Origin of the sequence: Rhodococcus sp. IEGM 1372 (assembly GCF_030056835.1) — a bacterium.
Lineage (GTDB): Bacteria > Actinomycetota > Actinomycetes > Mycobacteriales > Mycobacteriaceae > Rhodococcoides.
Genome location: NZ_JASHKS010000003.1, coordinates 381099 through 404390 on the forward strand (window position 1 = coordinate 381099; position 23292 = coordinate 404390).

General features: G+C 66.0%; 23 protein-coding genes. 3 read left to right on the top strand and 20 right to left on the bottom strand.

What is annotated here, in order from left to right; genetic code table 11:
• Nucleotides 1–4: 4 nt before the first annotated feature.
• From QM590_RS06205 to QM590_RS06215, 3 genes are read right to left on the bottom strand one after another with little or no spacing between them, the layout of a single operon-like run.
• On the bottom strand, nucleotides 5–658 hold the full coding sequence (locus QM590_RS06205) for a hypothetical protein (protein ID WP_269594189.1): 654 nt from the start codon (nucleotides 656–658) through the stop codon (nucleotides 5–7).
• Nucleotides 648–1919, bottom strand: coding sequence for a histidine--tRNA ligase (gene hisS, locus QM590_RS06210; RefSeq protein ID WP_269594190.1), 1272 nt, complete (start codon nucleotides 1917–1919; stop codon nucleotides 648–650). Before hisS ends, QM590_RS06205 begins: the two co-directional genes overlap by 11 nt.
• A 2-nt stretch (nucleotides 1920–1921) precedes the next feature.
• Nucleotides 1922–2614, bottom strand: coding sequence for an MBL fold metallo-hydrolase (locus tag QM590_RS06215; RefSeq protein ID WP_094641933.1), 693 nt, complete (start codon nucleotides 2612–2614; stop codon nucleotides 1922–1924).
• Between the two features lie 191 nt (nucleotides 2615–2805).
• Here QM590_RS06215 and QM590_RS06220 point away from each other — a divergent pair, with 191 nt between their 5' ends.
• Both QM590_RS06220 and QM590_RS06225 read left to right on the top strand, forming a co-directional pair.
• The gene (locus QM590_RS06220; RefSeq protein ID WP_094670240.1) at nucleotides 2806–3669 is read left to right on the top strand and encodes a peptidylprolyl isomerase; all 864 of its coding nucleotides are present in this window, start codon (nucleotides 2806–2808) and stop codon (nucleotides 3667–3669) included.
• Complete coding sequence (locus tag QM590_RS06225; RefSeq protein WP_269594191.1) at nucleotides 3666–4460, top strand: peptidylprolyl isomerase; 795 nt, start codon at nucleotides 3666–3668, stop codon at nucleotides 4458–4460. The genes QM590_RS06220 and QM590_RS06225 overlap by 4 nt, the downstream gene beginning before the upstream one ends.
• Before the next feature lie 70 nt (nucleotides 4461–4530).
• Here the strand turns inward: QM590_RS06225 and QM590_RS06230 are convergent, their stop codons facing one another.
• The 12 genes from QM590_RS06230 to QM590_RS06285 form a co-directional block, all read right to left on the bottom strand.
• Nucleotides 4531–6834, bottom strand: coding sequence for a RelA/SpoT family protein (locus QM590_RS06230; RefSeq protein WP_269594245.1), 2304 nt, complete (start codon nucleotides 6832–6834; stop codon nucleotides 4531–4533).
• Nucleotides 6835–7083: 249 nt separating this feature from the next.
• Nucleotides 7084–7623, bottom strand: coding sequence for an adenine phosphoribosyltransferase (locus tag QM590_RS06235; RefSeq protein ID WP_149405864.1), 540 nt, complete (start codon nucleotides 7621–7623; stop codon nucleotides 7084–7086).
• Nucleotides 7620–9323 carry an ABC transporter substrate-binding protein gene (locus tag QM590_RS06240; RefSeq protein ID WP_269594192.1) on the bottom strand — a complete coding sequence of 568 codons (1704 nt, stop codon included), beginning with the start codon at nucleotides 9321–9323 and terminating at the stop codon, nucleotides 7620–7622. The genes QM590_RS06235 and QM590_RS06240 overlap by 4 nt, the downstream gene beginning before the upstream one ends.
• Nucleotides 9324–9346: 23 nt before the next feature.
• Nucleotides 9347–10528, bottom strand: coding sequence for a protein translocase subunit SecF (gene secF / locus QM590_RS06245; protein WP_269594193.1), 1182 nt, complete (start codon nucleotides 10526–10528; stop codon nucleotides 9347–9349).
• Nucleotide 10529: 1 nt separating this feature from the next.
• Complete coding sequence (gene secD / locus QM590_RS06250; protein ID WP_269594194.1) at nucleotides 10530–12317, bottom strand: protein translocase subunit SecD; 1788 nt, start codon at nucleotides 12315–12317, stop codon at nucleotides 10530–10532.
• Nucleotides 12318–12480: 163 nt separating this feature from the next.
• Nucleotides 12481–12891, bottom strand: a complete 411-nt coding sequence (yajC, locus tag QM590_RS06255) for a preprotein translocase subunit YajC (protein ID WP_269594195.1) — start codon at nucleotides 12889–12891, stop codon at nucleotides 12481–12483.
• A 138-nt stretch (nucleotides 12892–13029) separates the two neighbouring features.
• A complete protein-coding gene (gene ruvB / locus QM590_RS06260) occupies nucleotides 13030–14058 on the bottom strand; it encodes a Holliday junction branch migration DNA helicase RuvB (RefSeq protein ID WP_052047563.1) in 1029 nt (342 codons plus the stop codon).
• A gap of 54 nt (nucleotides 14059–14112) precedes the next feature.
• Nucleotides 14113–14718: a Holliday junction branch migration protein RuvA gene (ruvA, locus tag QM590_RS06265; protein WP_068050592.1), complete on the bottom strand. Its 606-nt coding sequence runs from the start codon at nucleotides 14716–14718 to the stop codon at nucleotides 14113–14115.
• Nucleotides 14715–15332, bottom strand: a complete 618-nt coding sequence (gene ruvC, locus QM590_RS06270; RefSeq protein ID WP_037189428.1) for a crossover junction endodeoxyribonuclease RuvC — start codon at nucleotides 15330–15332, stop codon at nucleotides 14715–14717. The genes ruvA and ruvC overlap by 4 nt, the downstream gene beginning before the upstream one ends.
• A 107-nt stretch (nucleotides 15333–15439) precedes the next feature.
• Complete coding sequence (locus QM590_RS06275; protein ID WP_094641944.1) at nucleotides 15440–16198, bottom strand: YebC/PmpR family DNA-binding transcriptional regulator; 759 nt, start codon at nucleotides 16196–16198, stop codon at nucleotides 15440–15442.
• An 87-nt stretch (nucleotides 16199–16285) separates the two neighbouring features.
• Entirely contained in the window at nucleotides 16286–16888 is a 603-nt protein-coding gene (pdxT, locus tag QM590_RS06280; RefSeq protein ID WP_094641946.1) for a pyridoxal 5'-phosphate synthase glutaminase subunit PdxT, read from the bottom strand.
• A complete protein-coding gene (locus tag QM590_RS06285) occupies nucleotides 16885–17736 on the bottom strand; it encodes an acyl-CoA thioesterase (RefSeq protein WP_094669040.1) in 852 nt (283 codons plus the stop codon). Before QM590_RS06285 ends, pdxT begins: the two co-directional genes overlap by 4 nt.
• 59 nt (nucleotides 17737–17795) lie before the next feature.
• Here QM590_RS06285 and QM590_RS06290 point away from each other — a divergent pair, with 59 nt between their 5' ends.
• A complete protein-coding gene (locus QM590_RS06290) occupies nucleotides 17796–18428 on the top strand; it encodes a nucleoside/nucleotide kinase family protein (protein ID WP_269594196.1) in 633 nt (210 codons plus the stop codon).
• A 10-nt stretch (nucleotides 18429–18438) separates the two neighbouring features.
• Here QM590_RS06290 and pdxS read toward each other — a convergent pair whose 3' ends face one another.
• The 5 genes from pdxS to pgsA form a co-directional block, all read right to left on the bottom strand.
• On the bottom strand, nucleotides 18439–19380 hold the full coding sequence (gene pdxS / locus QM590_RS06295; RefSeq protein ID WP_082899040.1) for a pyridoxal 5'-phosphate synthase lyase subunit PdxS: 942 nt from the start codon (nucleotides 19378–19380) through the stop codon (nucleotides 18439–18441).
• A 178-nt stretch (nucleotides 19381–19558) separates the two neighbouring features.
• On the bottom strand, nucleotides 19559–20584 hold the full coding sequence (locus tag QM590_RS06300) for an NUDIX hydrolase (RefSeq protein ID WP_269594197.1): 1026 nt from the start codon (nucleotides 20582–20584) through the stop codon (nucleotides 19559–19561).
• A complete protein-coding gene (locus QM590_RS06305) occupies nucleotides 20584–21708 on the bottom strand; it encodes a glycosyltransferase family 4 protein (protein ID WP_269594198.1) in 1125 nt (374 codons plus the stop codon). The genes QM590_RS06300 and QM590_RS06305 overlap by 1 nt, the downstream gene beginning before the upstream one ends.
• Nucleotides 21705–22610: a phosphatidylinositol mannoside acyltransferase gene (locus tag QM590_RS06310; RefSeq protein ID WP_068050598.1), complete on the bottom strand. Its 906-nt coding sequence runs from the start codon at nucleotides 22608–22610 to the stop codon at nucleotides 21705–21707. Before QM590_RS06310 ends, QM590_RS06305 begins: the two co-directional genes overlap by 4 nt.
• The gene (pgsA, locus tag QM590_RS06315; protein WP_068050599.1) at nucleotides 22607–23290 is read right to left on the bottom strand and encodes a phosphatidylinositol phosphate synthase; all 684 of its coding nucleotides are present in this window, start codon (nucleotides 23288–23290) and stop codon (nucleotides 22607–22609) included. Before pgsA ends, QM590_RS06310 begins: the two co-directional genes overlap by 4 nt.
• Nucleotides 23291–23292: the final 2 nt, after the last annotated feature.

Below are 23292 nucleotides of genomic sequence, written 5' to 3' on the forward strand. Positions count from 1 at the left end.
CGGTTCAGTCGAGCAACTGCGCAACCTCGCGGTCGGTCAGCGTCGCCTGCGGAGTTCGCCCTTTGCTGCGAACCAGTTCGACGGCGCGATAGAGCGGCCGCTGATCGAGTCCGGCATCGCGTGCCTCGGCACGCAGCTGATCCACCAGCACCGATGCGATCGCTGCGGCGGGCACCAGCTCGGTGGTCCACAGCGAGTCGGCGAGGCTGCGTAACGCGAGAATCGGCAGCTCACGGCCCCCGTCCCTGGTGTAGAGCGCAAGAGGAACGACGATATGCGTACGCCCGTCGTAGAGCCGCAGCGAGATCTGATCGATTCCGGCCGTTCGAATCGTCAGTTCGGCCGTCACCACCTCCGGCATCTTCAGCCGGCGCGTGCGCAACCCTCGCGCGCACAGTTGCGGGCCGTCGAGCCACACCCGTCGGCGCAGACCGAGCCAACCCGACAGCACTGCGGGACCGCCGACGATCACCCCGACGAGAACTGCAACCCACACCGGCGCGAACAGCGCCAGGACGACGGCGAGAAGAATCCCGATCACGGCCGACCCGACCATTATCTTGCGCAGGCGCGGTGCCAGGAACTCCACCGAGACCAGGTCGAGGGCTACCGGCCCCGCGTTGGACCGAGAGTCACCGGGCCGGGACTCACTGGGCAAGGCGCGCTCCGAGGGCGTCGACCACGTCGGCCATCGGAACGGTGTCCTGCTCGCCGTTCGAAAGGTCTTTCACCAGAACCGATTCCGCAGCCAGTTCCTGGTCACCGAGCATCAACGCGAACCGCGCCCCGGACCGGTCGGCGGCCTTCATGGCACCCTTGATCCCGCGATTGCCGTAGGCCATGTCCACGGCTATTCCTCGTTCGCGTAGCTGAGCCGCGATGTCGACGATCGCCAGCTTGGCGCCGGCACCCATCGGAACGCCGAAGACCTGGCATCGTGACGTCGCGCCCGCGGTCTTGCCTTCGGCGGCGAGGGCCAGCACGGTGCGATCGACGCCGAGGCCGAACCCGATTCCGGAGAGCGCCTGCCCGCCCAGCTGTTCCATCAGCCCGTCGTAGCGTCCGCCGCCGCCGATGCCCGATTGTGCGCCGAGCCCGTCGTGCACGAACTCGAACGTCGTCTTGGTGTAGTAGTCCAGGCCCCGCACCATCCGCGGGTTCACCAGGTACGGAACGTTCATCACGTCCAGGTATGCCAGCACTTCGTCGAAGTGTTCCTTCGCCGATTCGGAGAGGTGATCGAGCATCAGCGGTGCGTCTGCGGTCATCGCGCGCACCTCAGGGCGCTTGTCGTCGAGCACGCGCAGCGGGTTGATCTCGGCGCGCCGACGGGTGTCCTCGTCGAGCGGAAGCGCGAACAGGAACTGCTGCAACAGCTCTCGGTACTGCGGGCGACAGGTGTCGTCGCCGAGCGAGGTGATCTCGAGCCGGAATCCGGTGAGCCCGAGGGTCCGGAAACCGGCGTCGGCCACCGCGATGACCTCGGCGTCCAGCGCCGGGTCGTCGACGCCGATCGCCTCGACACCCACCTGCTGCAGCTGCCGGTACCGGCCGGCCTGCGGGCGTTCGTAGCGGAAGAAGGGCCCGGCGTAGGCGAGCTTGACCGGCAGCGCTCCCCGATCCAATCCGTGCTCGATCACCGCGCGCATGACTCCTGCGGTGCCTTCGGGACGCAGCGTCACCGATCGATCTCCGCGGTCGGCGAAGGTGTACATCTCCTTGCTCACCACATCGGTCGACTCCCCGACTCCGCGGGCGAACAGCCCGGTGTCCTCGAAGATCGGCAGTTCGATGTGGCCGTAGCCGGCGTTGCGGGCGGCGTCGAGCAGCCCCTCGCGGACGGCGACGAACTCGGCCGAGTTCGGGGGGAAGTAATCGGGGACGCCCTTGGGCGCAGAAAAGGCGGTCGGCTTGCTCACGTTCACAGCTTCCCTTGCTCGGGGTCGGTGAGTCCAACGAGGAACGGATTGGACTCACGCTCCTGGCCTATCGAACTCTGTCCGCCGTGCCCCGGGAGCACCACCGTGTCGTCACTCAGCGGTAGCAGCCGACTCGCGATCGATCGCAGGAGCTGATCATGATCGCCGCCGGGCAGGTCGCTGCGCCCGATCGATCCCGCGAAGAGGGTGTCCCCGGTCAGTGCCAACGGAACCGAGCCGTCGGGCCCGTCTGCATGGGCGAGGAACACGACCGATCCCTGGGTGTGCCCGGGGGTGTGCACCACCGTGAACTCGATTCCGGCGAGCTCGAGCCGGTGACCGTCCGTGAGCTCGATCACCTCGGCCGGTTCGTGGAACTCGAGGTCGCCCAGTACCGCCGCCAACGTCGGGCCCGTTCCCTTGATCGGATCGGCCAGCATGTAGCGGTCCTCGGGTGCGATGTACGCCGGGATGCCGTACTTTGCGCAGATCGGCTCCACCGACCACGTGTGGTCCAGATGACCGTGGGTGAGCAGTACTGCGGTGGGGGTGAGCGAGGACTGCGTCAGGAAGTCGATCAGCGGATCCGCGGCGTCCTGACCGGGATCGACGACGACACACTCGGACGCGTCGTCCTGGGCCAGGATGTAACAGTTGGTCTGAAACATGCCTGCGGGGAATCCGGTGACGAGCAAGACAAACGCTCCTAAAGGCTGAGGCCGAAGTACCGAGCAAGCTTAGTGTGGCCGCTCGCGTCGGGTCCCCCCAGCATGCTCTCAGGCAACAGTGGCAAACTCGCGTTGGCCGATTCTCGGCCGGTTACCACACGATCGGTCCGTGCAGCGAGCGGGCGAGGTCGTTTTTCGACAAGCGGGAGGAACACGAATTGCCCAGCAACGAGCAACGGCGCGAGGCTGCCAAACGAAAGCTCGAACGCCAACTCGTACGCCGCGCCGAGCGAGCGCGGCGTCGTAAGCAATTGACGATCGTCGGTTCCGTTCTCGGCGTCGTCGCGGTCGTGGCCGTCGTCTCGGTCGTGTTCGTGGTGACGCGCGGTGACGACGATGCGAGCACCGCGCAGGAATCGTCGACGTCGGCACCTGCCGATTCGATCATCGCAGCGGGACGCACCGAGCCGCTGCCGGAGACGGTGAACTGCTCCTATCCCGCTGCGACGCAGCCGGCGGCCAAGGAGAACACTCCCCCGCGCACCGACAACGTCCCCACCAGCGACGAGCCGCTGAGCTACAGCATGACCACGTCTGCGGGCAACATCGGTCTGACGCTGAACAATCCCGAGGCTCCGTGCACGGTCAACAGCTTCGTATCGCTCGCCAATCAGGGCTACTTCGACGGCACCACCTGCCATCGACTCACCACGGGCGCGGGCCTGCAGGTGTTGCAGTGCGGCGATCCCACGGGCACCGGCTCCGGTGGTCCGGGGTACCAGTTCGCCGACGAATTCCCCACCGATACGTATGCCGAAGGCGACCCCGCCGCACAGACCCCGATCGCATACCCGCGCGGAACGTTGGCCATGGCCAACGCAGGCCCGGGTACCAACGGCAGCCAGTTCTTCCTCGTCTACGGCGATTCCGAACTGCCGCCCGCCTACACAGCATTCGGCACCATCGACGAGACCGGACTCGCCACTCTCGACGCCATCGCGGCCAAGGGAGTGGAGGGCGGCGCATCCGACGGAGCGCCCGCCGAACCGGTCGACATCACGTCCATGCTGAGCGACCTGTGAACCGCACCTCGGCGCTGACGATCGCGGTCTCGGCCACCGCGCTGGTACTCGCAGGGTGTTCCGGTTCGACCGAACCGGCGGCCGCACCGACCACGACATCGTCGTCGACGACGACCACGACGACCGAAGCACCCGCGCCGCGTCCTGCACTCGACCTGTCCCGGTTCGGTGCGTTGCCGCCCGTGCCGCGGCCGACGACCGATACGGTGTCCTGCTCGTATCCGGCGGAGTCGCCGGCCGCCAAGGAGGTCGACGCTCCTGCGACCGACAACATCGACGTGTACGGAAACGTCGACGTGACGCTGTCCACCAATCAGGGTCCGATCGACATCGCACTCGACCGGACCCAGGCGCCGTGCACGGTCAACAGCGTCGTCGGCCTCGTCCAGCAGGGATATTTCGACGGCTCGCCCTGTCACCGCCTGACGACGTCACCGGGCCTCGAAGTGCTGCAGTGCGGTGACCCGTCCGGGTCCGGTCGAGGCGGGCCGGGATACACCTTCGCCAACGAGTACCCCACCACCGCGTACACCGACGATCCGGCGCAGGCCGAGAACCCGGTGGTCTACCCCCGCGGAACGTTGGCCATGGCCAATGCAGGCCCCGATACCAACGGCAGCCAGTTCTTCCTGGTGTACGCCGATTCGGTGCTGCCGCCGCAGTACACGGTGTTCGGCACCATCTCGGACGCCGGTCTGCAAACGCTCGACGCCATCGCAGCGGGCGGGGTCACCGGTGGCTCCGAGGACGGTGCACCGGCGAACCCGGTGATCGTGGAGTCCGCAGCCTGAGTTCGGGTCGGAAAGGCGAGAGGGTGAGCAGAGTATCTGCTCACCCTCTCGCCTTTCCGTGGACTGCCGCTCAGGCCGCAGACGTCAGGCGGTACACGTCGTACACGCCCTCGACGTTGCGCACGACGTTCAGCACGTGCCCGAGGTGCTTCGGGTCGCCCATCTCGAACGTGAACTTGCTGATCGCAACCCGGTCCCCCGACGTAGCGACGGACGCCGAGAGAATGTTGACCTTCTCGTCGGCGAGCGCCTTGGTGACGTCGGACAGCAGTCGATGACGGTCGAGTGCCTCGATCTGAATGGCGACCAGGAACACCGACGACGCCGACGGCGCCCACTGAACCTCGATGAAACGTTCGGACTGTTCCTCGAGCGAGCGTGCGTTGGTGCAGTCGGTGCGGTGGACACTCACCGATCCGCCACGGGTGACGAATCCGAGGATCTCGTCTCCCGGCACCGGGGTGCAGCACTTGGCGAGTTTCGCGACGACGCCCTCGGATCCGGTGACCAGTACGCCCGCGTCGCCGACCTGACGTGGTCGAGTCGGGATGGTCGACGGTGTCGACCGCTCGGCGAGCTCTTCCTCGACATCGCCGACGCCGCCGAGATGGGCGACCAGCCGCTGCACCACATGGCGAGCGGACACATGATTCTCGCCGACCGCGGTGTAGAGCGCAGAGACGTCGACGTACCGTAGCTCGTGCGCGATTGCCGACATGGACTCGGCATTCATCAAGCGCTGCAAGGGAAGTCCGCCTCGACGGACCTCCTTGGCGATGCCGTCCTTGCCCGCCTCGAGAGCTTCCTCGCGGCGCTCCTTGGCGAACCACTGGCGAATCTTGGTCTTGGCACGCGGTGAGGCGATGAAACCCTGCCAGTCCCGGCTCGGTCCGGCAGTGGCGGCTTTCGAGGTGAACACCTCGACCACTTCACCGTTGTCGAGAGTGCGTTCCAGTGCCACGAGTCGACCGTTGACCCGCGCGCCGATACAGCGATGCCCCACCTCGGTGTGCACCGCGTACGCGAAGTCGACCGGACACGATCCGGCGGGCAGGGTGACCACGTCGCCCTTGGGCGTGAAGACGAAGATCTCCTTGACCGCGAGGTCGTAGCGCAGCGACTCGAGGAACTCCCCCGGATCGGCGGCTTCTCGCTGCCAGTCGAGTAGCTGACGCATCCACGCCATGTCGTCGACCTCGGCATTGTCCTGCGAATGCTTGCCCTTGGTCTCCTTGTAGCGCCAGTGCGCCGCAATTCCGAACTCGGCTGTACGGTGCATGTCCCGCGTCCGGATCTGCACCTCGAGGGGCTTGCCCTCGGGTCCGATCACCGTGGTGTGCAGCGACTGGTACACCCCGTAGCGCGGCTGCGCGATGTAGTCCTTGAAACGGCCCGCCATCGGCTGCCACAGCGAATGCACCACGCCGACAGCGGCGTAGCAGTCGCGGATCTCGTCGCACAGGATGCGGACGCCCACGAGGTCGTGGATGTCGTCGAAGTCGCGGCCCTTGACGATCATCTTCTGGTAGATCGACCAGTAGTGCTTCGGGCGACCCTCGACGACGGCACTGATGCGCGACGCGGCGAGTGTCGCGTTGATCTCGGCCCGAACCTTTTCGAGGTAGGTGTCGCGGGACGGCGCACGATCGGCCACCAGACGCACGATCTCGTCGTACTTCTTGGGGTGGAGTATGGCGAACGCCAGGTCCTCGAGCTCCCACTTGACCGTGGCCATTCCGAGCCGATGGGCAAGCGGCGCAATGACTTCCAGCGTCTCTTTGGCCTTGCGCGCCTGCTTCTCCGGGGGTAGGAACCGCATGGTGCGCATGTTGTGCAACCGGTCGGCGACCTTGATGACCAACACCCGCGGATCCCGCGCCATCGCGATGATCATCTTGCGGATGGTCTCGCCCTCGGCCGCAGTTCCGAGCACGACCTTGTCGAGCTTGGTCACTCCGTCCACGAGATGAGACACCTCGTCGCCGAATTCCTCGGTCAACTTGGCCAGCGAATACCCGGTGTCCTCGACGGTGTCGTGCAGCAGCGCCGCAACCAGGGTGGTCGTGTCCATTCCGAGTTCGGCCAGAATGTTCGCCACGGCGAGCGGATGCGTGATGTAGGGATCGCCGGACTTGCGCATCTGCGAGGCGTGCAGCTCGTCGGCCACGTCGTAGGCCCGCTGCAGCAACGTCAGGTCGGCCTTGGGGTAGAGCTCGCGGTGCAGGCTGACGAGTGGCTCGAGCACCGGCTTGACCGCCGCGCTGCGTCCAGCGGTGATGCGGCGCGCCAGACGCGCCCGCACCCGACGCGACGCCGAGGTGGGGACAGGTGCCGAATTACGGGTTCCCGACGGAGCCTGCGCATCGTTCGCCACCGGGCCGTGGGGTACCGGAGTGTCGACGGCCGGGCTGGAATCACCGGACGCGGCCTCGTCTGTCGTGACGACGTCGACACCGGTCCGCTCGGTGACCCCGGTCTGATCGGCAACGGGCCGTTCGGGGACGGCAGGCCCATCGGGCAAGGGCTGATCGATGTAACGGGTCACTCTCATCACCTCCTGCCACACGTTCCGCGTTGTCGCCGGAATTATTCGGTCAACGCTTCGTGAAAGAGACTTTAGTCCTCATACTCGAACCAGGCAGCCGAGCGGGTAGCCACTGCACTTGTCGCGCCCACCCAGAACAGCGATCTCGAGAACCACAGCGGCTCCGGCGATCACCGCTCCCTGCTCGGCCAACAACCGAGCCGTCGCATCGACGGTACCGCCGGTCGCCAGTACGTCGTCGACCACCAGCACTCGCTTCCCGGTCACGTCGATCGCAGTCGGGATCTGCAATTCGGCGGTTCCGTACTCGAGATCGTACGACCGTGAATGCACCGGAGGCGGCAACTTTCCCGCCTTGCGCACCGCCAGCACACCGCACCCGAGTTCGAGGGCAACTCCGGCCCCCAACAGAAATCCCCGTGCGTCGATACCCGCCACCAGATCGACGTCCTCGAATCCCTGCGCCAACTCCGATACGACGCTGCGTAACGCCGGTCCGTCCGCGAACACCGGTGTCAGATCGCCGAAGCGCACACCGGGGACGGGAAAATCGTCGACCCACCGCGTCAGCCTGGCCACGGCAGCGGCCGCACCCACTGCACCGCCTGCATCGTTCATCGAAGAAGCACCCACCGATCCATGTTCCATCCGGCACCAGCGGCCGTCGGGTTGGGGACCACGTCCTGCATGCCGTCACTGACGACAGTCGTCCGCGGCTCGTTGTACAGGGGAAGCGACGGCATGTCGTTCCACAGGATGTTCTCGCCCTCGGTAGCCAGCGCCAGAATGCGCTCGGGATCGTCGGTCACCGCCAATTGATCGACGATGGAATCGATCCTGCCGTTGCTGTATCCGCCGACGTTCAGACCGATTCCCGTGCGCAGCCAATACCGTGCGGTCACCGCGGCAGCCGAACCCGACGGTCCAGGAAGCGATCCGCTGCTACCCAGAACGGCATCGACCGCCCCGGCCCGCAGGGCGGACGGTGTGAAGTCCGGCGAGCTCGCGTCCTCGACGGTGATGCCCGTGGCGGCACAATCGGCAGCCATGCGGCTCACCACCTGGGCGCGCCGCGCGTCCGGTCCCTTGTAGCCGACACGAACGGTCATTGCATTCTCGCCTGCGGCCTCCAGCTCTCGGCTCGCCTGGTCCAGGTCCGAGCGCTGGTAGCGATCACCCACCACCGCCGCGACCGACGGGTACACCAGCGTGTCGGGCTGGACGAGGCGAGAGTCGACGACACCCGAGCCGAGACCCGCATCTGCCGCCTCGGAACCGGGGTGACCCAGTGTGTCGAACAGATCCGATCTCGGGATGCACGCGGCCACTGCTCGACGTGCACTCGCCTCGCCCAGCACCCCCTGGGTCGAGAACGTCAACTGCTCGACGCCTCGCGACGGTTCCTCGGTGGTCGTGAATCCCTCGGTGGTCCCGAGATCGACGGCACCGGCACCGTGGTCGACCACGTCCAGCGAGCCGTCCGCGGACTTCGCCGCCAGGTCGGTGCCCTTGGGCCAGACGACCACCTGTTCGGTCTGAGGCGGGTTTCCCCACCAGGCGTCGTTCGCCACGAGCACGAGACCGTCCTCGGCGGAGTAGGACTCGACCCGGTACGGGCCGGCCGAGGGCAGCAGCGAGAGGTCGATCGAACCCGGTGTCAGGTTCCATCCGGTGTTCCAGAAGTCGGCGATGCGGCGCACCACGTCGTCGTCCTCGGCCAGGATGGGATCGACGACGTTCGGCACGCCTGCGGCCCGGGCCGCGACATGCGCCGGTAGCAGGTCGGTGGCACCGAACAGGGCTCGCCAGTTCTGGTAGCTGCGGCCGGATGCGAAGACGACGGTGGCTTCCTTGGCCCCCGGAACGCAATCGATGCGCTCGATGTCGGAGTACCCGGCCGTCGACGCCGCGTCGAACATGGGGCCGTCGGTGGCGAACCTTCCGCTGTTCGCCGCCCAGGCCAACACCAGGTCGTCGCAGGCCATCGGCGCACCGTCCGAGTACGTCGCGGCCGGGGCGATGGAGTACTGCACGGTCAGGGTGTCACCGGGTACCACCGACACTGTTCCGATGTCGTTGTCCGACAACGCATCTCCCTCGGGCCCGAGGTAGCTGAAGCCCACCTGCACCCGGGTGAACGCCTGTCGGGCTCCCGACGCCGCGCCGTCGACGGTTCTGGCGTTGTACGTGTTCACCACGTTGTCGAACGAGTAGCCGATCGAGGGCACCTTGTCCTCGGGCGACGAACACGCCGTGATGGACACCGCGCCGACACTCGCTGCCACCAGTGCCGCGATCCACCGTCGTTTCACGTGCACTCTCCGTCCCTGTCGAAGGTGGTCTACCGACGCTTCTTGTTTCGTTTCCCGGTGGGGCGGTTGCCCGGCTGGGGAGCAGAAGACTTCGGAGTGGCCACGCCGACAGCCACCGGCTCAGGAGCGAGACCGGCCGCGCGAGCCGCCGCCTCGGCGCGCTTGGAGTGGACCTTGCGGGTGTGGACTGCGACGGGGCCCCACTTCTCCTTGAGCGTCACCAGCAACGGAGTGGCGAAGAAGATCGACGAGTAGGCACCGACGATCATGCCCACCAGCTGTACCAGCGCCAGATCCTTGAGCGTGCCCACTCCGAGTAGCCACACCGCGATGATCATCAGTGCGATTACCGGGAGAACACCGATCACGGTGGTGTTGATCGAGCGCATCAGGGTCTGGTTGACGGCCAGGTTCGCCTGTTCGGCGTAGGTCTTGCGATGCAGGTTGAGGATGCCGCGGGTGTTCTCCTCGACCTTGTCGAACACCACCACGGAGTCGTACAGGGAGAAGCCGAGGATCGTCAGCAGACCGATGACCGTCGCAGGCGTCACCTCGAATCCGACGAGCGAGTACACACCTGCGGTCACCAGAAGGTCGAAGGCCAGGGCGGCCAGAGCCGCCAACGCCATGTCTCGCTCGTATCGGACCGCGATGTAGATACTGACGATGACCAGGAAGACCACGAGTGCGATCAGGGCTTTCTGGGTGATCTGGCTGCCCCAGGTCTCACTGACGTCGGACACGCTGATGGCGTTCGGGGTCGCGGTACCCGAGTTGTCCTGCGGCTGGAAGGCCTCGAACAACGCCTGGCGAAGGGTGTCCACTTCGGCGGGGTCGAGAGCTTCGGAGCGAATCTGCACCGTTGCTGCGGCACCCGAACCGACGGTCTGAACCGAGACCGGCGGCATGCCGAGCGAGTCGTCGTAGACGGTTTCGACCTGCTCGGTGGAGATGTTGTCGGCGGCGGGCAGCGCGATCCGGGTTCCGCCCTCGAAATCGATACCGAGGGTGAAGCCGCGGACGAGGAAGCTCAGCAGGCACACCAGCACGATGATGCCGGTGAGGATGTAGTAGAACCGGCGACGACCGACGATGTCGAAGGCACCGGTGCCGGTGTACAACCTGGACAGCCAGCTGTGCTTGGGCTGGGTGGATTGATCGACGCCCGAATCGTCGAGGGGCGATGGGGTCGACGTGGTCGTGTCCGACATGTCATGCCTCCTTCGACGGCGCAGTGCCGGTCTTGACGGCGAGTGCCTTGTTGGCTGCGCGCTTGCGTTCGAGCGCGATCTGCTGGACGGCGCCGAGACCGTTGACCGACGGCTTGGACCAGAACGTGGATTTCGACGCCAGGTACACCAGTGGCCAGGTCACCAGCACCACGACGATGATGTCCAGGATCGTCGTCAGGCCGAGGGTGAACGCGAAGCCACGGACCTGACCCACAGCGAGCACGTACAGCACCGCGGCGGCGATGAAGCTGACCGCGTTGCCGGACAGGATCGTCTTGCGTGCGCGTGCCCAACCACGAGGAACCGCCGAGCGGAAGCTGCGGCCCTCCCGGATCTCGTCCTTGATGCGCTCGAAGAACACCACGAACGAGTCCGCGGTCATACCGATACCGATGATCAGGCCTGCGATTCCTGCCAGGTCCAGCGTGAAGCTGATCCATCTGCCCAACAGAACGATGATTCCGTAGACGACGAGACCGGCCAGCGCCAACGACAGCGCGGTGAGCAGCCCGAGGGCACGGTAGTAGAGCAGGCAGTAGACCAACACCAGCGCCAGTCCGATGGCACCTGCGAGCAGTCCGGCTTCGAGCGAGGCCAATCCCAGTGTGGCCGAGACAGTTTCAGCCTCGGAGGACACGAAGGACAGTGGCAGTGAGCCGTACTTGAGCGTGTTGGCCAGCTCCGAGGAGGTCTGGGCATTGAAGTTACCGGTGATCGAGGTGGCGCTGCCGGCTGGGGTGGCCCCCTGGATGACCGGCGCACTGATCACCTTGGAGTCCAATACGAACGCAGCCTGCTTCTGCAGGTTGGCCGCGGTGAACTGAGCCCAGGTGTTCGAGCCCTCCGTGTCGAACGTCAGGCTCACCTGGAACTGTGCCTGCTGACTGTCGAACCCGGAGGTCGCGTCGGATATCTGCTGACCGTCGATGATCGTCGGACCGAGTAGATAGACGGCCGTTCCATCGGTCGAGCATGCAACGAGGGGAAGAGCAGGATCGTCGTTGCCTGCGAGCGGGTCGGCGGCGTTGCAGTCGAGGGACTGCATCGCGAGTTGTTGGACCTGCTGGTCCTCGCTCTGCCGCAGCGCCTTCGCGTCGGCGATCTCCTGGGCGGCACGATCGGCGTCGGACAGAGAAGCGTCGGTGGCGGGGTCCTCGGCCGGTGCGTCGGTGGCCGGTGCCTCGCTAGCGGGTGCATCAGTGGCGGGGGCGGGAGTCGGATCGACCGCAGACGGATCCTGCGCCGGGAACACACGTTGCTGCGGAGTGGCCGGATCTGCGGGTGCAGCCGGGTCCGCCGAAGCAGCCGGGTCTGCCGGTGCAGCAGGATCGACCGGCGCGGCCGGGTCGGCCGGGGTCTGCTGCGTGCCTGCACCCTCGCCCGTCGACGGAGCAACGGATCCGATCACGGGACGGATGAACAGTCGCGCGGTCTGCCCGAGGGTGCGGGCCTGGGAGCTGTCGTCGCCGGGCACCGTGATGACGAGGTTGTCGCCGTCGATGACCACCTCGGAGCCGGAGACACCGAGACCGTTGACGCGGGTCTCGATGATCTGCTGCGCCTGCTGCAAGCTGTCCTGCGTCGGTGCGTTGCCGTCGGGGGTGCGCGCGGTGAGTGTCACGCGCGTGCCGCCCTGCAGGTCGATTCCCAACTTCGGCGAGGGGTCTTTGTCTCCGGTGAAGAAGACCATGGCGTACACCGCTGCCATCAGCACCGCGAAAACGGCGAGATAGCGGGCGGGTTGCACCGGTCCGCTGGAAGGTGCCACGGTGTGTGTTTCTCCTCTGAGGCGATGGAAAATGTCGGTTCCTGCAGGGCCTGGCGGCCCGCTGTGTCAGCGGTGAGCGGTGCGATTGTGCACCACATCGGTCACCGCAGAGAAAACCGCTGCCGGATACTGTCTCCGACAGCGGTTGTCGATCACATCGAGCTCACTCTTTTTCGAGCCTCTTCGCCGTCTGCTCGACGGTCTCGTCCGGCCGGGCCGCGTCTGTCTTGCTCAGCGACGGTCCCGCGGTGTTGTTCGAGCCGAGGGCCGCGATGTCCGCATCGGTGGTGGCGTCGATGTCGGTGTCGTCGAACTCGGAATCGTCGGGCAGCACCTCACGCACGACTGCGCGCGACCACGTGGTGATGACGCCGTCGGCGATCTCGAGGTCGATCGTGTCGTCCTCGACCAGGACGACGCGGGCGTACAGACCGGCGGTGGTGACGACCTCGTCGCCGATCTTCAGCGAGTCCTGCATTTCCGTGGTCTTGGCCAACACCTTCTTCTGTCGACGCGCATTGAGAAACAGCGGTACCAGAAGGGCCACGATCAGCAGCGGAAACAGCAAATCCATCGGAAGGTCAGTCCTCGAAGTCGGGTTCGATATACGTCATTGTCTCGTGCGAGAACGCCGCCGGTGCGGGCCTCGCAGCTACCCAGTGTGCCATTACCTGGAACCGGTCCGGTCCGTTCGTGTCCTGTTGTGCCCGATTCATTCGAATAATCCCTGCTGGACCTCCGAGGATCGGACCGAAATCCCACCCACTGCGAGGTCCGGTGGCGGTGTCAGACCGAGGTGTTGCCACGCAGCAGCGGTCGCCACGCGCCCGCGGGGGGTGCGGGCGATCATTCCGGCACGCACCAGAAACGGCTCGCACACTTCCTCGACCGTCGACGGTTCCTCGCCGACGGCGACGGCCAATGTCGATACACCTACCGGCCCGCCGCCGAAGCTTCGGATGAGCGCGCTGAGTACCGCGCGGTCGAGTCGGTCGAGCCCGAGCTTGTCGACGTCGTAGACCACCAGGGCGGCCTTCGCGGTGTCCTGGGTGACGGTGCCGTCGCCGCGCACGTCCGCATAGTCGCGAACTCGCCGAAGCAGTCGGTTTGCGATTCTGGGGGTGCCGCGCGAGCGCCCGGCAATTTCCGCGCAGCCGTCCCGGTCGATCGGTACGCCCAGAATTCCCGCCGACCGCATGAGGATGCGCTCGAGTTCGCTGGGCTCGTAGAAATCCATGTGCGCCACGAATCCGAAGCGATCTCGCAGCGGCCCGGTGAGCGCACCCGACCTGGTGGTGGCACCGACAAGGGTGAACGGTGCCACCTCGAGTGGAATCGACGTCGCTCCCGGCCCCTTGCCGACGATGACGTCGACGCGGAAATCCTCCATGGCCAGGTACAGCATCTCCTCGGCCGGACGAGCGATGCGATGGATTTCGTCGATGAACAGCACGTCCCCCTCGACCAGGTTGCTGAGCATCGCCGCAAGATCGCCCGCCCGCTCGAGCGCCGGACCCGACGTGAGCCGCAGCGAGGTTCCCAGCTCCGCGGCGATGATCATTGCCATGCTGGTCTTACCGAGTCCCGGCGGACCGGACATCAGGATGTGATCGGGGGTGCCGCCGCGCATCTTGGCACCCGACAACACGAGCTGGAGCTGCTCCCGCACGCGCGGTTGACCGATGAAATCGGTGAGATTCTTCGGACGCAGACTCGTCTCGACATCCAGATCGTCGGACATCGCGTCCGCACCGACTTGGGATTCGCCGAACTGCTCGTCCTCGGTCACCCGGGCCTACCTGGACTTTCCGAGGTACGCCAGCGCAGACCTCAACGCGGTCGAGGTCGTGGCCTCGGGCTGCTGGGCGAGCACCGCGTCGGTGGCTTCCTCGGCCTGCTTGGTGGGGAATCCGAGACCGATCAGCGCTTCGACGATCTGGTCTCGCATCGAGTTGCCGGCACCGGACCCCGGCACGGCTGCGCTTCCGGCGCGTCCGACCACCGCGTCGACCTTGTCGCGCAACTCGACGACCATCCTCTCCGCGCCGCGCTTGCCGATACCGGGCACCCTGGTCAGAGCTCCGATATCACTGTCCGCCAACGCAGTTCGCAGCGCATCGGGCTCGTGTACGGCAAGAGTCGCCATGGCGATTCGCGGGCCGACGCCGGTCACGGTGAGGAGCAACTCGAACAGCTCACGCGACTCCTTGTCGGGGAACCCGTACAGCGTCTGCGAATCCTCGCGCACGATCATGGTCGTCAGGAGGGTCGCTTCGCTCCCCCGGTGCAGCGTGGCCAACGTCGCCGGAGTGGCGTTGACCCGGTACCCGACGCCCGCGGCCTCCAGCACGGCGTGATCGAGCGCGATGTCCACCACCGAACCCCTGATCGACGCGATCATCGTGCGCCCGCCTCCTTCTTGGCCATTTTCTCGATCCTGCGTGCCACGACGGCGCGAGCCTTGCGCTCCTCGGCCAGACGCGCGTCGTACTTGCGTTTCTGCTCGGCGGCCATGGCTTCGGCTTTCGCCATCCGGGCGATCATGGGTGCTCGCCAGCAGTGACAGATACCGAGGGCCAATGCGTCGGCCGCGTCGGCGGGAGTCGGTGCAGTCTGCAGTCCGAGAATGCGCATGACCATGGCGGTCACCTGAGCCTTGTCGGCCGAACCGTTGCCCGTGACGGCCGCCTTGACCTCACTGGGAGTGTGAAAGCAGACGTCGACGCCACGCCTGGCCGCTGCGAGGGCGATGACGCCACCGGCCTGGGCCGTGCCCATGGCCGTACGAACGTTGTGTTGAGCGAACACTCGCTCGATCGCCACCACCGAGGGCTTGTGGGTATCGAGCCAGTATTCCGCGGCCTCGGAAATCCGCAAAAGACGCTGCGCGAGGTCCATGTCCGCGGGCGTTCGCACCACATCGACATCGAGCGCGACCACCGTTCGGCCCACACCGCCCTCGATCAGACTGAGCCCACACCTGGTGAGACCGGGGTCGACACCCATCACCCGCACGCCACCACACCTTCCGCTTACGAACTGTTGTTCGATAGCGTAGCGGAGCCCACCGTCGGATCAGGGATACGACACCCGGTCGATCACGTCGTCGGATGCGAGTGGCATCAGTCCTCGGCGTCGAGCTCGGCCATGACCTCGTCGGAGAGGTCGACGTTGGACCACACGTTCTGGACGTCGTCGCTGTCTTCGAGTGCATCGATGAGCTTGAACACCTTGCGTGCACCGTCCGCGTCGACCGGGACGTTCACCGACGCCTGGAAGCTCGCCTCGGCCGAGTCGTAGTCGATTCCGGCCTCCTGCAAAGCGGTGCGCACGGCGACCAGGTCGGTCGGCTCGCTGACGACCTCGAACGTGTCGCCGTTGTCGTTGACTTCCTCGGCACCGGCTTCGAGAACGGCCATCAGGACGTCGTCCTCGCTCTGACCGTTCTTCTCCAGGGTCACCACGCCCTTGCGCGAGAACAGGTACGACACCGAACCCGGGTCGGCCATGTTCCCGCCGTTACGGGTCATCGCGACGCGAACCTCGCCTGCGGCTCGGTTGCGGTTGTCGGTGAGGCACTCGATGAGGATGGCGACACCGTTGGGTCCGTAGCCCTCGTACATGATGGTCTGCCAATCGGCCCCGCCGGTCTCTTCGCCTGCACCTCGCTTGCGCGCCCGCTCGATGTTGTCGATGGGCACCGAAGTCTTCTTCGCCTTCTGAATGGCGTCGAAGAGCGTCGGGTTGCCGGTGGGGTCACCGCCACCCGTGCGGGCCGCCACCTCGATGTTCTTGATGAGCTTGGCGAAAGACTTGCCACGTCGGGCGTCGATCACCGCCTTCTTGTGCTTGGTGGTGGCCCATTTTGAGTGGCCGCTCATGCGATAGGGCCCCTTCCTGCTCGAAATCAGTGTTGTCGACTTTACTCGCCCGGTACCGCGCTCGGCACCGACCGACCGTCGAAGGTTCTAGCGGCTGCGCACCATGTCGACGAAGAGTGCGTGCACTCGATCGTCGCCGGTGACCTCGGGGTGAAAACTCGTCGCGAGAACGGAGTTCTGGCGAACGGCCACCACGCGTCCGGCGGCCGGTCCGTGCGGCACGGTGGCGAGCACCTCGACGTGCTCGCCCACCCGCTCGACCCACGGCGCGCGAATGAACACCGCCCGCACCGGCCCACCGTCGATACCGGTGACGTCGAGGTCGGTCTCGAACGAATCGACCTGACGACCGAAAGCGTTGCGCCGCACGGTGATATCGAGGCAATCCAGATGTCGGGCGTCGGGCCTGGTGTCGAGAATCTCGGACGCCAGCAGAATCATGCCCGCACAGGAGCCGTAGGCGGGCAGTCCCTCCGCCAACCGCGCGCGCAGCGGGTCGAGGAGCTCGAACACGCCGAGCAGGTTGCTCATCGTCGTCGATTCCCCGCCGGGGATGATCAATCCGTCGATCTGCGCCAGTTCGGCGGGACGCCGCACTGTGACTCCGCGCGCACCGCTCGACTCGAGCGCAGCCAGGTGTTCGCGAACGTCGCCCTGCAGCGCGAGAACACCGATGGTCGGAGCGGTCACTTGCGGCCGAAGGGATCGACATGAGGCGCGTCGGGGTCCCGCTCGTAACGCATCAGCCCTTCTTGCACCACCGCGGCAACCATACGTCCGGACGTGTCGAAAATTCGCCCCTGAGCCAGTGCCCGGCCGAAATCGGCCGAGGGCGACGTCTGGTCGTAGAGCAACCATTCGTCTGCCCGGAACGGCCGCAGGAACCACAGCGCATGATCGAGCGAGGCGGTCTGGGTGACGGCGTCCGGGTGCGGCACCTTGGCGGAGCCGATCAACGTCATGTCGCTCATGTATGCGAGGGCGCAGACGTGGAACACCTGATCGTCGGGCAACGTATCGCGATAGCGGAACCACACACGTTGCTGCGCAGCGAAACTGGGATGCTTGACGGTCTGGTCATCAGGAATGAGACGGATGTCCCATTCCGACCACTCCTTGTAGTACGAGTGGTCGTATTCGGCGAGGGTGGTGGGATCGGGCAGGCTGTCCGGTCCGACGACCTCGGGCATGACGTCCTGGTGCGAAATGCCGTCGTCGTCGCCGTGAAACGAGGCAGACATCGTGAAGATCGCCTTGCCGTGCTGAATTCCGGTGACGCGGCGTGTGCAGAACGACCGGCCGTCGCGGATCCGATCGACCATGAAGACGGCCGGTTCGTTCGGATTGCCCGGACGCAGAAAGTAGCCGTGCAGCGAGTGCACACGAAACTCGGGAGCCACTGTGCGCACCGCCGCGACGAGCGCCTGGCCCGCCACCTGACCGCCGAACGTACGGGGCAACCGAGAAGGGAAAGTCCGTCCCCGATAGATGTCGTTCTCGATCCGTTCCAATTCGAGAATGTCCTCGATGCTGGCCATGGCTGGTGTCCACCTTTCTGTGACAACGGCTCAGGCTAACAATGGATGGACCAGGCAAGATGGTCGGTGTGGGTCAACCGATGCCGATATTTCCCGATCTTCTCGTGGAGTCGATCGTCGATTCGTGCCCGGACGGTGCCCGCTCGATCGTCGTGATCGACGGTGCCGATGCCGCGCGACCGGTCGACTTCGCCACGCGCACAGCCGAACACGCCCGCTCTCGGGGCCGTCCGGCTGCCGTCGTCGACCTGCACGACTACGTCCGACCTGCGTCCATTCGATTCGAGTACTCGCGAACCGACGAATTGAGCTATCGCACACTGTGGTTCGACTACGACGCCTTGGTTCGAGAAGTCATCGCCCCACTGGGACCCGGTGGCGGAGGTCACTTTCTACCGCGACTGTGGGATGAGGCCACCGACCGCTCGGCTCGGGCCCGCACCACCTCGGCGGCGGCGAATCAGATCGTCCTGATCGCGGGCCCCATGCTGCTCGGCCGGGGATTGACCGTCGACCTGTCGGTGCACCTACGCCTGTCCGCGAACGCTTTACGCCGCAGAACGAGCGCCCCCGATCAGTGGACCTGCGCCCCGTTGCTCGAGTACTACGAGAGCCTCGACGGCTCGGCCGAGCGGCCGGATCTTCTGGTCCGATGGGACCATCCCGACCGCCCGGCACTCGAACGCTACTGACGCAGAACCGTCACCAGCCACGCTCGGCGAGACGGTGTCCGACGGGGAGGTCGTCGACGTTGATGCCGACCATGGCCTCACCGAGACCGCGGGAGACCTTGGCGAGCACATCGGGGTCGTCGAAGAACGTGGTGGCCTTGACGATCGCCTCGGCGCGCTCCTTGGGGTTGCCGGACTTGAAGATTCCCGATCCGACGAACACGCCCTCGGCACCGAGCTGCATCATCATCGCTGCGTCCGCGGGAGTGGCGATGCCACCGGCGGTGAACAGTGTGACGGGCAGTTTGCCGGCCCGGGCGACCTCGACGACGAGGTCGTACGGGGCCTGCAGTTCCTTCGCCGCCACGTACAGCTCGTCCTCGGGAAGTGAGGTGAGGCGACGGATCTCGTCGCGAATCTTGCGCATGTGCGTCGTCGCGTTCGAGACGTCGCCGGTCCCGGCCTCGCCCTTGGAGCGAATCATGGCCGCTCCCTCGGTGATTCGACGCATCGCCTCACCCAGGTTGGTGGCACCACAGACGAAGGGAACGGTGAAGTTCCACTTGTCGATGTGGTTGGCGTAATCGGCCGGGGTGAGCACCTCGGACTCGTCGATGTAGTCGACGCCGAGGCTCTGCAGGATCTGCGCTTCGACGAAGTGGCCGATGCGGGCCTTCGCCATCACCGGGATGCTGACCGAGGAGATGATGCTGTCGATCATGTCGGGATCGCTCATCCGCGACACCCCACCCTGAGCGCGAATGTCTGCGGGGACGCGCTCGAGGGCCATGACGGCAACCGCTCCGGCGTCTTCGGCGATCTTGGCCTGATCGGCGGTGACCACGTCCATGATGACGCCGCCCTTGAGCATCTCGGCCATCCCCCGCTTGACGCGCGCGGTGCCGATTCCGTTCTCGCCCGAACCGCCTTCGGCAGATCCAGCGGGTGTAGTGGATGCGTGTGGGGTACTCAAGCCGACTCCTGTGTTCTGGGCACCGTTCGTGGCGCACCGGACTGATATGTGCAACTACGTCCATCCGCGCAATCGATCACGCGCGGCGCGAAGTCGCGCCCAGAACTGTAGGCCTCCTGGCGACGGTTTCCCATAACCACTTCATGATTGCTGGACTGCTCGAAAAGGGTCCAGATTGCTAGCGGATAGCGCGCACGTCCGGGTCGCCGCGTCGAGCGAGAGCCACGTTCACCTCGTCCAGCAGTTCCGCGAGGTCCTGGGGATAGACGTTCTCGCCGACAGCGCTGAGCGCACGGATGTCGGCCTCGGTGCACCACTGATGGCCGGTCACGGTGCGGCGCTCGAAATCGGTGAACCCGGCGCTGTGCGGCTCGAACTCCTGCGTTCGGATCGCGAAGAACAGTTCCTCGGAACGGATCAGGGTTCCGTTGAACGGGAACGTCGCAACCCGTCGCCACAGTGGACCGCGCAGATCTGCCGCCGCGACGTTCAGGCCGGTTTCCTCGTGCACCTCGCGCACCGCTGCTTCGCGGAGCGACTCGCCCTTCTCCACTGCCCCACCGATGGTGAACCAGAAGAAGGTGTCGGGCACCGTCGGATCGTGTCCGCGCAACAGCAGAACGCGGCCCCGTTCGTCGAGCAGCACCACCCGAGCGGATGTTCGCTGAGTGGCTCTGTTCTCGCTGCCGAACGTCGCGGCAGCAGACCGCTCGGCGATCTCGAAATACGACGGCAGGGCCGCGGTACCGCCCAGATGCAACCACCGGACCGGGCGTCTCACCCGCAGCGCCAGAGTGTCACGGACGGCGTCGTTGTGGAAGCGCCGTGCGATCAGGACGCGGGCCTCGGCGTCGGCCAGTTCGGCGACCAGTTGCGGGGGCAGGGCATTCGGCTCGACGACGGCAAGAGCCATGGACACCGCGTTCTCGGCCTCTTCCCGCTGCGACCGGTCGGCGCGTTCGGCCCGATCGGCCAGTGCGGCGAGTTCTCTGCTCGCCGAGGCCGTGTCGCGGGTGGCAGCGGACACCGCTCGCGCGACGACGGCGCGGCGGGCCAGTGCTGCATCGAGTGCCTGCCAGGCAAGGTCGGTACGCACGTGCAAGCGGTCCAGTCGGTTCGCCGTGCCGTACGCCCACAGGCCGACGACGAGAATCAGTACCGCGACCAGACCGAGTACCAGGATCGTGAGCGCCGAGAGGGTCATCAGTTCGCCGCCCGCACTTTCTGGCCCCCGAGGGTGACGGTTTCGTAGACCCGCAGGATCTGCTCGGCGACGACGGGCCAGTCGTAGGCGGCCACGGCGACCGAGGCGGCATCGACGAGTCGAGCACGAACGGCGTCGTCGGAGAGGATCGCGGTCACTGCGGCGGCGACGGCATCGGAATCGTCGATCGGAACCAGCAGTCCGCAGGTACCGTCCTTGAGCACCCGCCGGAATGCGTCGAGTTCGCTTGCCACCACCGGAGTTCCGGCGGCCATGGCCTCGACGAGGACGATGCCGAAGCTCTCACCGCCGAGGTTGGGTGCGCAGTAGACGTCGGCGCTGCGCATCGCCGATGCCTTGGTCGCATCGTCCACCTGCCCCAGGAACGTCAGGTGCGAGGCGAGTGCGCCTGCGTCCTTGCGGAGCTTGTCCTCGTCGCCGCGGCCGACGATGAGGATCTCGATGTCGGGATGGGATTCGACGAGGGTGGGCAGTGCCCCGAGCAGGACCGCCATTCCCTTGCGTGGTTCGTCGAAGCGGCCGAGGAAGAGCACCGTGCGACCGGCACGTGGATAGCCTTCCAGCACAGGGGCGTCGGCGAAGGCAGGAACGTCGACTCCGTTGGGGATCTCGACGGCGTCGGAGCCGAGGGCCTCGACCTGCCAGCGTCGGGCGAGTTCCGAGACAGCTATACGTCCGCTGATCTTCTCGTGATACGGCCGCAGCACACCCTGAAAGGTGCTGAGCACCAAGGACTTCGTCGTCGAGGTGTGGAAGGTTGCCACGATCGGTCCGTCCGCGGCCTTGAGCGCCAACATCGACAGGCTGGGCGCGTTCGGTTCGTGGATGTGCAGCACGTCGAAATCGTTGTCGGAGATCCACTTACGGATTCGGGAATACGTGATCGGCCCGAATCGAAGCCGCGCGACGGATCCGTTGTAGGGAATGGCGAGCGCCTCGCCCGCCGACACCACGAAATCCGGCAACTCGACGTCGTCCGACGCCGGAGCCAGGACACTGACGCGATGACCGCGTTCGATGAACACCTCGGCCAGCTGCTGAACGTGCGCCTGCACTCCACCGGGAACGTCGAACGAGTACGGGCACACCATACCGATCTTCACGCGCCCTCGATTCGGGCACGTCGCTCGGCCGACCAGTCGCTCATCCACAACGGTTGCAGCATGTGCCAATCCGCCGGATGCGCTCGGATGCCGGCAGCGAAATGATCGGCCAACGTCTGGGTGGCAGGACCGACTCCGGCCGAGACGTCCACTGCAGGCGAAATGTCGAAGCCCCAGCCGTCGCCGTCGAAATAGCCGTGTACCGGCAACAGCGTCGCTCCGGTGTCGATCGCGAGTTTTGCGGCACCGGCGGGCATCCGGGTCGGTTCACCGAAGAAGGTGACCGGCACTCCGTGCTTGGCGAGATCTCTCTCGCCGAGCAGGCAGACCACCTTGTTCTGGCGCAGTCTCTCGGACAATGCGAGAAGCGGCGGTTGCTCGCCGCCGCTGAGCGGAAAGATCTCGAAGCCCAGGCTCTCCCGATAGGCGACGAATCGCTGGTACAGAGATTCCGGCTTCAGCCGTTCGGCGACGGTCGAGAGCCCACCGTGCGTGCGCACCAGCCACATTCCGGCCATGTCCCAATTGCCGCTGTGCGGCAACGCCAGCACCACTCCCTTACCGGCGGCGAGTGCACCCTCGAGATGTTCCTTGCCGTTCACGCACCGATCGATGACGGCGGCCTGCGCAGCCAGATCCATCGACGGCAACCGAAACGCCTCGCGCCAGTAACGGGCGTAGGAGCGAACGCTGTCGCGGATCAGCTCGTCGGGCACCTCGGCGGGAGTGGTCCCCAGGACTCGAGCGAGATTGCGACGCAACTGGTCCGGGCCACCGCCTCGCGTCGCTGCGAAGTCGGCACCGCGATCGAACAGGCGTCGCGCCACCGGCTCGGGTAGAGAACGGACGAGTCGCCAACCGGCCGCGTAGCCCGCGTCGCTCGCCCTGTCGGAGAGATTCACGACGCGGCCACGTCGCCGTCGCCGGATGCCGGTGCCACCGGAGGCACGATGATGTCGCGAGCACCCTCGGATCCGCGGACCGCGAGAACGCGCTGGAACACGGTCACGACACTGAGCACGGCGAGAATCCACATCGCCGGGTAGATCACGCTGTCCAACCACGGAATGTCGAAATGCCGTCCGACGCCGGTGAATCCGGCGCCGACGAGCACGATGACCAGGCGATCGGGACGTTCGATCCACCCCCCGTCGGCCGAGAGTCCGCTGGCCTCGGCGCGTGCCTTGGCGTACGAGATCACCTGGGAGGTGACCAGACAGATCAGGGTGGCAACGAGCAGTAGTTTGTCCTGCTCGGAGTACACCGCCCACCAGGCCAAGCCGCCGAAGATCGCACCGTCGGCCACTCGATCGCACGTCGCGTCGAGGACGGCACCGTATTTGGTGCCACCGCCCCGTGCCCGCGCCATGGCCCCGTCGAGCATGTCGAACAACACGAACAGGGTGATGACGACCGAACCCCACCACAGGTAGCCGGCGGGGTACATCGTGACCGCGGCCGTCACGGTGACGACGGTGCCGATGATCGTCACGGAGTTGGGGGTCAGCCCGGTGCTGTTGAGGGCACGCCCGAGCGGGGCGGTCACCTTCGACACCGGCGCACGGCCGAAAATGCTCAGCACGG

Coding starts and splice junctions, on each gene's coding strand:
- QM590_RS06300 (WP_269594197.1), bottom strand. CDS start 20,584: ATGACCCTCTCGGCGCTCACGATCCTGGTACTCGGTCTGGTCGCGGTA.
- QM590_RS06275 (WP_094641944.1), bottom strand. CDS start 16,198: ATGAGCGGCCACTCAAAATGGGCCACCACCAAGCACAAGAAGGCGGTG.
- QM590_RS06290 (WP_269594196.1), top strand. CDS start 17,796: ATGGTCGGTGTGGGTCAACCGATGCCGATATTTCCCGATCTTCTCGTG.
- yajC (WP_269594195.1), bottom strand. CDS start 12,891: ATGGATTTGCTGTTTCCGCTGCTGATCGTGGCCCTTCTGGTACCGCTG.
- QM590_RS06285 (WP_094669040.1), bottom strand. CDS start 17,736: ATGGCCAGCATCGAGGACATTCTCGAATTGGAACGGATCGAGAACGAC.
- secF (WP_269594193.1), bottom strand. CDS start 10,528: ATGTCGGACACGACCACGTCGACCCCATCGCCCCTCGACGATTCGGGC.
- ruvA (WP_068050592.1), bottom strand. CDS start 14,718: ATGATCGCGTCGATCAGGGGTTCGGTGGTGGACATCGCGCTCGATCAC.
- QM590_RS06235 (WP_149405864.1), bottom strand. CDS start 7,623: ATGAACGATGCAGGCGGTGCAGTGGGTGCGGCCGCTGCCGTGGCCAGG.
- ruvB (WP_052047563.1), bottom strand. CDS start 14,058: ATGTCCGACGATCTGGATGTCGAGACGAGTCTGCGTCCGAAGAATCTC.